The 4,299-nt window shown below is 53.8% G+C and carries 5 protein-coding genes; 3 read left to right on the plus strand and 2 right to left on the minus strand.

The features are described from left to right. Positions 1-225, plus strand: a 225-nt coding sequence (locus tag ACOI1H_RS23790) for a hypothetical protein (RefSeq protein ID WP_422440665.1), incomplete at its 5' end; no start/stop codon positions are given. A gap of 84 nt (positions 226-309) precedes the next feature. Further along, positions 310-933 carry an acyl-homoserine-lactone synthase gene (locus ACOI1H_RS23795; protein ID WP_422440667.1) on the plus strand — a complete coding sequence of 208 codons (624 nt, stop codon included), beginning with the start codon at positions 310-312 and terminating at the stop codon, positions 931-933. Positions 934-966: 33 nt separating this feature from the next. Here the strand turns inward: ACOI1H_RS23795 and ACOI1H_RS23800 are convergent, their stop codons facing one another. Next, entirely contained in the window at positions 967-2,271 is a 1,305-nt protein-coding gene (locus ACOI1H_RS23800) for a replication-associated recombination protein A (RefSeq protein WP_422440668.1), read from the minus strand. On the opposite strand from ACOI1H_RS23800, the gene ACOI1H_RS23805 reads away from it, so the two are divergent. Further along, positions 2,242-3,300: an alpha/beta hydrolase family protein gene (locus tag ACOI1H_RS23805; RefSeq protein ID WP_422440669.1), complete on the plus strand. Its 1,059-nt coding sequence runs from the start codon at positions 2,242-2,244 to the stop codon at positions 3,298-3,300. The two genes, ACOI1H_RS23800 and ACOI1H_RS23805, sit on opposite strands and share 30 nt — an antisense overlap. A 492-nt stretch (positions 3,301-3,792) precedes the next feature. Here the strand turns inward: ACOI1H_RS23805 and ACOI1H_RS23810 are convergent. Then, positions 3,793-4,299 (minus strand): hypothetical protein (locus ACOI1H_RS23810; RefSeq protein ID WP_422440671.1); only part of this gene is annotated, 507 nt, incomplete at its 5' end.

Genomic DNA, 4,299 nt, shown 5'->3' on the forward strand with positions numbered 1-4,299 from the left:
CATCATCTAAATGCCTTGCAGATGGTAGAAGAGGGGCTGACGTACGAGGAGAGTTGTGATCGGCTTGGTCTGTCGCGCACGGCCTTTCGTGGCCGCTTGGCAATGGCCAGACGCGAGTTGGGAGCAAAGAGCAACCAGGATGCCGTGCGTATTGCTGTCGAACGGGGTCTTTTGACGTCAACAACCTACACCGGTGTGACAAAGGGCCTCCCGCAGGAAGGTTAAGATTCCTGACAGTCCCTTCTTTGTGCTGCAAATGATACCAAGTTCGTTCCATGTAGATCATTGGAATGAAGACGGGTCGTTGATATGGAAGTTCGGACAATCACGTTTCAGACATTGGGCCGCGATGGAGCTTTGTTCGGCGAACTCCTGCGCACTCGCAAACGAACCTTCATCGATGAAATGGGGTGGGCTCTCCCAACGGCGTTGGGAATGGAGTTTGATCAATATGATAACCCTTTCAGCTCCTGGGTCGTCGTCCATTGCGGGGATGACATCTATGGTGGCGTGCGTCTGACCCCGACAACAGCAGATGTCATGGGCTCCAGTTACATGATCCGTGATGCGCAGCGCGGGGTGCTACCTGGCATGCCCTCCGACTTGCTCGAGGACGTTGCACCAGTGTCTGCTGGTGTTTGGGAGGCATCCCGCGTATTTATCAAAGGCGACAGGGCTGCTGGCATCGATCGTCGCGTCGTGAGGGATATGCTTTTGCGTGAAATGCTCAAGACGTCTTACGATGGTGGTGCCGAGCGGCTTGTATGCATCCTGCCATCCTGGTGGCCACGCCTGACAAGATCAGGCCTCACTGTGCGAGCTATCGGTCCCAAAATTGACATCGGCGGGATGCACCAGGCAGTTGAAATCGATGTTCTTGCAAGTCCATTGAGATCTGATCGAGGACCTTCATTTTCGATCGCTCAACGATGATCATGATCGACGCTGCGTGAGCGTATTTCGCCATCAGAAGCGACGTGGCGTTGCGTTACCGGTGATATCCTTCCAGACCTCATCGGCGCGCCTCTCGAATGTTGGTGTGTGACGCGCGTCGCTCTGGTAAAATCGACCTGACGCTATGCCCGGAGCATCATCCTGATCGACCCACCCGCGCGGATCATCGTGTGGGAATTGATATCCGACGTGTCCGAGCTTTTCGGCACCTTTGTAGTGCGCGTCCCGCAGGTGAAGAGGCACGTGTGCAGGCGCTTCCTTTGCGACAGCCTCAAGTGCGAGGGAGATTCCGCGGCATGCAGACCCTGACTTTGGCGATCTGGCGACGTGAAGAGCCGCGTGAGCGAGGATGATGCGCGCTTCAGGGTAGCCAATCATCTCGACGGCCTGTGCCGCTGCGACAGCGGTCTGCAAGGCCGAGTTGTCCGCAAGGCCTACGTCTTCAGAGGCATGGATCATGATGCGCCGCGCTATAAATCGCGGATCTTCACCGGCATGGATCATGCGGGCGAGCCAGTAGAGCGTTGCGTCCGGATCGGAGCCCCGCATCGACTTCACGAAAGCAGATGTGACGTCGTAATGCATATCGCCTTGTCTGTCGTAATTTACGGCAGCAGCCTGGTAGGCGTCCTCCAGCATGGCTTCCGTGATTGCGACGGGGCCGTCTGCCATGTGACCGACAGCCAGGCTTTCCAGCGTTGTAAGCGCTTGCCGCGCGTCTCCTCCTGACCGTCCTGCAACAAGGCGAAGTTGCTCTTGTGTCATGGTCACTTCGATGCCGGACGCACGCAGGTGATTCATGCCACGCACGAGGACCGTTTCCATATCTTCGATCGTCAGTGGCTCGAGCTTCAGGATTGTTGAGCGTGAGATCAGAGCTTTAGGGAGGGCGTGGTATGGGTTTTGCGTTGTGGCACCGATGAAATCCGCGACGCCATCCTCACAAATTGCCAGCAGATCGTCAGCTTGTGTCGCACTGAAGCGATGCACTTCATCGACGAAGATCAGGACAGGGAGAATGCGTGCTTCATCTGCGATCGCCCTGATATCTTTCACGCCTGCGCGCGTCGCATGAAGAGGCCGGAACGCCTTTCCCAACATGTTGCCCACAGCGCGTGCGATGGATGTTTTTCCAACACCGGGCGGTCCGTAAAGCACAACGCTGCCCAGATGTCCGGCCGCAATGCGTCGACGCAGCACCGATCCCGCAGCAATGAGGTGAGGCTGGCCTATAATATCGTCAAGTGTCTTGGGCCGAAGGACGGCAGCCAGAGGCTGGCTTCTTGATTGGGCTACGATATCGAAGAGATCAGACATTTGTTTCTCACGGTTCTGATGATCAGTGCGCTCTCGCGCCGGGATGCTTTTGAATTTGGGGTCATTGTTGGGTCCGATTCAGGCTTGCGATCTTTGGTGTTCGGCGCGCCTGCTGTGTGGCACGCCAGACAACGAGAGTTCGTCGTGTCCAAATTTCCGCCCGGTATGAAGGAGTGCAATATTGAGGATGGAGAGTCGAATATATGGAGACGTTGCATGTTAACAGAATTCTTGGCGCAAGGTGCCACCGCTCTCAATCTCATGCTGTCCGTATTCTTGTACCCCTTCAGCCAAATCCCGTTCACCGATCCCCAGTTTGAAAACAAACATGTTCTCGTTGGGGAAGGCATTGACCGGATGACACTTCCAGTTGGCGTTCATGATGCGGGCTCCGACGCACCAACTGTCCTGTTTTTTATGGGTAACGGTGGGACGCGACAAGCTTTTGTGCGCATGATGCAGCCCTACATTGATGCGAATATGAGTGTTGTAATCATGCCCTACCGCGGCGGGGAAGGAATCGGCAGTTATCCATCTGAAAGTCTTCTGAAGGCCGACGCGCTGGTCACGTTCGATGCTTTGGATGAAATCCTTGGTCATTCGTCCCCCTCGGTTCATGTCCATGGATTTTCTTTGGGCACTGGGATCGCATTGAATATCGCAGCCGTGCGCGACGTGGACAGCGTTATTCTCGTGTCTCCTTATGCCAAGATCTGCGAGGTTGTTGAGAAGTCGGCTTTGATACCAGTCTGCGCCATAGATGGTCTCGACAAATGGGAAAGTATCAAGCTCGCACCCCTGGTTGATGAGCCCGTATTCATAGCCCACGGCATGAAGGATACCACGATTCATGTCAGTCACGGGAAGCGTCTTGCCGTAGCACTCAGCGACGCAGGGGCGCCGGTCCTGCTTCATTTCTATTCAAAGGCACACCACAACGATATCGATGTGACGTCTGGTGTTTCGTCGGACGTGGTCGCATGGATCAACGGCGGATACAGCGATTTGCGCAAGCGAAACAGTCGGTGAGCATGAGGGTTTCGGCTCATCACTGCTGGAAATGGAGGGCTCGCGTGGAATGATGGTTGTTCATGATGTGTCAAGCTTCGACATGAATTTCCAAGCTTTAATCCTGCTTAATTCGTAATTCCAAAAGCTTGGTTGTTTTGCAACGGGTCAAACGCTCATGAGTGGCTCGATGACAACATCACCTTCTAAGTTCAAACTATTTTCGCAAGAAATCCAATCATGACAATAGAGATCAATGCGGGAACAATCGGGGTGAGCACCAAGATTGCTGAGTTCAGGACAGGGATGTTCTGGCCCCTCAGAATTTTTTGCAGCCTGAACCGCGACAAGAATGGCAAGTCAATACTCAGGTCTGCATCACCATAGGCGTAGCGTACCCTACAACGTGAAAATATCGAGAATGTGCCACCCAGAAATGGTGACATTTCTACGCCGGTGATATTGCGCCACAGAAAAAGTTTTTCGTCTCCACCAGAGACGAATCTCAGCCCATCAGTCTTCGACTGAAAGGGAGGGGCGTAGCGCCAGGATGAAGAATAGAAATGAAACGAGAGCGCCAAGTAAAATTGGTGTGTAGGCCAGTCTGATATTCTGTTCAAAAATCGTGATAAATCGATAGTCGACGAACCTCATCACATCGGTTCGCTCGAAGAAGTATCTGAAAGTAGCGTCCCCGAGCAGTGCCCCGGGAACAACGAAGATGGGCATCATGGCCCACTGTGTCCCGACCAAAGTCATAGGCTCAGTCGTGGGCATCTGAACAGCAAATGCGGCCGTTTGATCCGCATCGCTTTGTGTCATGATCGGTGCGCCGGCACGCACCATTTTTCGACCGGAGAATCGCAGGGCCATGAACTCTATATAGGTGCAGTTGCAAACATCTGTTTGGCGATAAAAATCGTCCAGCTTTGCGATAAATAGCGATCTTGCCGACGACCATATCATGTTTTGGTGATGTTGATCACCCGTCCAAAATCCGCAAACCCCTGACTTCAGCCT

This window comes from Loktanella sp. DJP18 (assembly GCF_049310965.1).
Classification (GTDB): Bacteria; Pseudomonadota; Alphaproteobacteria; order Rhodobacterales; family Rhodobacteraceae; genus Loktanella.

What these genes read in the sequence shown, in the direction of transcription:
- ACOI1H_RS23800 (WP_422440668.1), bottom strand. Translation starts at nt 2,271, where the DNA reads ATGTCTGATCTCTTCGATATCGTAGCCCAATCAAGAAGCCAGCCTCTG.
- ACOI1H_RS23795 (WP_422440667.1), top strand. Translation starts at nt 310, where the DNA reads ATGGAAGTTCGGACAATCACGTTTCAGACATTGGGCCGCGATGGAGCT.